The 3,328-nt window shown below is 52.6% G+C and carries 2 protein-coding genes, 1 pseudogene and 1 riboswitch; all 3 genes and pseudogenes read right to left on the bottom strand.

Going from position 1 to position 3,328, the window contains the following annotated elements:
• Nucleotides 1-490 (bottom strand): annotated as a pseudogene (locus WBV27_RS01745) (hypothetical protein); the annotation flags it as partial.
• A gap of 379 nt (nucleotides 491-869) precedes the next feature.
• The gene (locus WBV27_RS01740; RefSeq protein ID WP_424198870.1) at nucleotides 870-2,012 is read right to left on the bottom strand and encodes a M20 metallopeptidase family protein; all 1,143 of its coding nucleotides are present in this window, start codon (nucleotides 2,010-2,012) and stop codon (nucleotides 870-872) included.
• 31 nt (nucleotides 2,013-2,043) lie between these two features.
• Entirely contained in the window at nucleotides 2,044-2,757 is a 714-nt protein-coding gene (gene dapD / locus WBV27_RS01735) for a 2,3,4,5-tetrahydropyridine-2,6-dicarboxylate N-acetyltransferase (RefSeq protein ID WP_424198868.1), read from the bottom strand.
• A gap of 159 nt (nucleotides 2,758-2,916) precedes the next feature.
• A riboswitch (Lysine riboswitch) is annotated at nucleotides 2,917-3,062 on the bottom strand.
• Nucleotides 3,063-3,328 lie beyond the last annotated feature (266 nt).

Here is a 3,328-nt window from a genome sequence, read left to right as displayed (position 1 = left end):
GGCGGGTGTATTCCCCTGTTACGACATCCATTTCCAGCAATTCCCCGGTCGTTCCGTTGTAACGGTAAAAACCGACGGAGCTAGCAACATCGGCGCCGTTTTCGCGGACATTGATGGTGACTTCATTGCCCTCGACCGATTCCACGATGAACAGGTACACATCGCTTTCGACATAACCTGTCAATTGCGTGATTGTTTGTTTCGCTTCGGTGATCAACGTTGCCTCATCAGCGGTCTGGGCAGTATCATTAGTCGTTGCGGGATCTGCAGTGGTGCTGCTTGCGGACGGAGTTTGTGCCTGCACGCTCTCAGTTGCATCCAGACTGCTGGCTCTTGAAGCGGCTTGACTGGTCGCCTGTGTATCTGATTGTACATGCGACGTGCTTGTTGCTGCCTCGGTAGCTGTCGTGTCTGTTGCCGGGTTTTGGCACGCGACAAGCAGCCACGCTGTTGACCCTAAAAGAAATGCGGATAATCTTTTCTTATGCATAATTTCCCCTCTTTCATACAATATATGATTCCATTGTACCTTTTTTGAGGAGAAAATGCTTTTCCCATCCATCAACTTAATCGAACCTTTACAATTTTATTGGATGCGGCGCAATATTACGGCAACTGATCATAGTCCGCTGATAACGGCCCGCAGCTCCGGCGAGGCTTCGTTCGCCGGAGGAGACCGGTAATAAAAGGACTCTCCTCCGATGAGGCTTCTGCTGGTCGGAGGAGAGCAGCTGTATGCGGTCCTGTCCTCCGGCGAAACACCCCTCACCGGAGGACGACAATCATTATGCGCCCCGAAACCAAAAAAGCACCCCGGTGAGGGTGCTTTTTGGTTGTATGTTGTGTGTTCGGTAACTTGCTGTTGGCTTTTAGCCCTTCAGCCCTTCCTTTTCGAGGATCAGGTCGTAGCAGGCGATTCCCTGCAGCAGAACCTTCTCGTCGAAGTTGAAGCGGCTGCTGTGGAGCGGGTGCGTCCAGCCCTTGTCGGGACGGCCCGTCCCGAGCAGGATGAAGGCGCCGCGGATGCTTTCTTGGTAGAAAGCGAAGTCCTCAGCCAGCATCAATGGTTTGACGACTTCGTAGGCATCGGCCGGAAGTGCGTCCATCAACGTGCCGATCATTTCCGCATCGTTGGTAACTTCCGGATAGAAATCGCGGATATCCAACGTGCAGATGACACCGCTCATGCGCTCGATGCCTGCGCAGATGTCGGCAAGGCGTTCCTTGATGGAAGCATAAACTGCTTTGTCGTAGCTCCGGATCGTTCCGGTCATCTCGGCTTTTCCGGCCACGATATTGCGGGCTTCCCCGGCATGCAACGTGCCAATGTTCACGACAGCCGGTTGCAAGGGATCAAGATCGCGGGCCAGAATGTTCTGGACCGAAAGAAGGATCTGCGCGGCGGCGATCAAGGCATCCTTGCCGAAGTGCGGCTGCCCGGCATGCGAGCTTACACCCTCAAGCGTAATGTCGAATTCGCCGTTGCGCGCCATCAAAGGTCCCTTGGCCAAGCCGAGGATACCTTCAGGCAGACTCGGGTACAGGTGATAGCCGTAGATCTTTTCGACCTGCAGCTCCTGGAGGATACCGGAATCCATGATCCATTTCGCGCCGCCCGGGCCTTCTTCCGCTGGCTGGAAGACCAAAACGACGGACTTTTCCAAAATCGGCAGGGACTTCAGGTATTTCGCGAAACCCAACAACAAGGCCATGTGCCCATCGTGTCCGCACGCATGCATTTTGCCCGGGTGAAGGGAAGCGAAATCCGCTCCTGTTTCCTCGGTTACCTCAAGGGCATCCATGTCGGCACGGAAAGCGACTGCTTCCGGAGACTTGCCCTTCAGGACGGCTACCCATCCCGTTTCGGCTGTACTGATCGGTTCATAACCGAACGATACCAACTTTTGGCGGACATATTCCGAAGTCAACGGCAGATCGAAGCCGATCTCCGGAATCTGGTGGAGCTCCCTTCGGATCGTCTTCACCGTATCGTATAATTCTGCAATCTGCATGCTCTTCACCTGGTCCCTCTACATGTATTTATTAGTCTCTTAAGTCAGCCAATAATTGGGTTTTTTCGCTTGTCTGAGCGTCCTTCATCTTCACGATTTTTGCAGGAGATCCCGCAACAACCGCATTAGCCGGTACGTCTTCCAATACGATTGCGCCAGCTGCGACAACAGCGCCTTCGCCGATGTGCACGCCTTCGATGATGACAGCGTTCGCGCCGACCAAAACACCGTCTTCGATGATGACTGGTGATTTCGATGGTGGCTCAAGAACGCCTGCAACCACTGCGCCTGCTCCGATGTGGCAGTTTTTGCCGATCGTGCCGCGTGCGCCGACTACCGCGCCCATGTCGATCATTGTGCCTTCGCCGATGATTGCGCCGATGTTGATGACCGCACCCATCATGATGACGGCACTCTTGCCGATCGTCACGTGATCACGGATGAATGAACCTGGCTCGATGCGCGCTTCGATTTTGGTAGTGTCCAACAATGGAATCGCGGAATTGCGTCTGTCGTATTCCATGACGTGATCTTTGATCTTATCTTTGTTTTCCTCCAAGAAAGGATAGATCGTTGCAGCGTCGCCGAAGACTGTGTAGCTGTCTCCGCTTCCGAAGAATTTCAAGCCTTCGTAGGCAGGATTTTCGAAATCCCCTTTGATGTATAGTTTTATAGGTGTTTGCTTTTCGGCAGCTTTGATGTAAGCCGCGATTTCGTAAGCATCTGTCAATAATAGTTCGCTCATTTTGATGTTTCCTCCCAATCATTTTTTCTGTTCCAACATGCCCATTATAGCATGCCAGCCTGTGTTTGCCCTATGCGGCGGACGGCCGTTTGTTCCGGAAATGCAAAAAAAATAGCGGTAAGCGAGTGCTTACGGCTACGGAGACCTGCATTCGCCCAACCAAGCTAAAGCGCAATCCATTGTCATCGGGCAACGACAATAGAACAGCCCCACATTTGTTCAACCTGGGTCCAGCATTCGCATGCTTCGGCGACCGTCCCTTTCCCTTGCGGTACTCTTGACCAGCCGCGACCTCTTTTTGCTTGGCGATTCATTTATTTTTCTAATCGTACACTTATCCGGCAAGCCTGTCAACCGCTCCGGGTCAGAAGCTGGATTTCGCTTGGTCTTTAAGTGTTTCGGGGTTGCATTGCAAGGTGCAGGCTGGTCTCCGGATCGGAAAGTTCCGGGAAGGATCGGCCACGTGCATGTGAAAACGCTCATCAAACTCGCGGTTTTCTAATTTTCATCCAAGAGTGTGCAACTTTGCATAGAAATACGCCTGCAATCGTGTTATGTTATTTTCATGATA

This window comes from Trichococcus sp. (assembly GCF_049589555.1).
Lineage (GTDB): Bacteria > Bacillota > Bacilli > Lactobacillales > Aerococcaceae > Trichococcus.
This window is presented reverse-complemented; position numbering and strand designations above follow the sequence as displayed.

Excerpts from the sequence above, each read along its gene's own strand:
- WBV27_RS01740 (WP_424198870.1), bottom strand. The coding sequence starts at position 2,012 with ATGCAGATTGCAGAATTATACGATACGGTGAAGACGATCCGAAGGGAG.
- dapD (WP_424198868.1), bottom strand. The coding sequence starts at position 2,757 with ATGAGCGAACTATTATTGACAGATGCTTACGAAATCGCGGCTTACATC.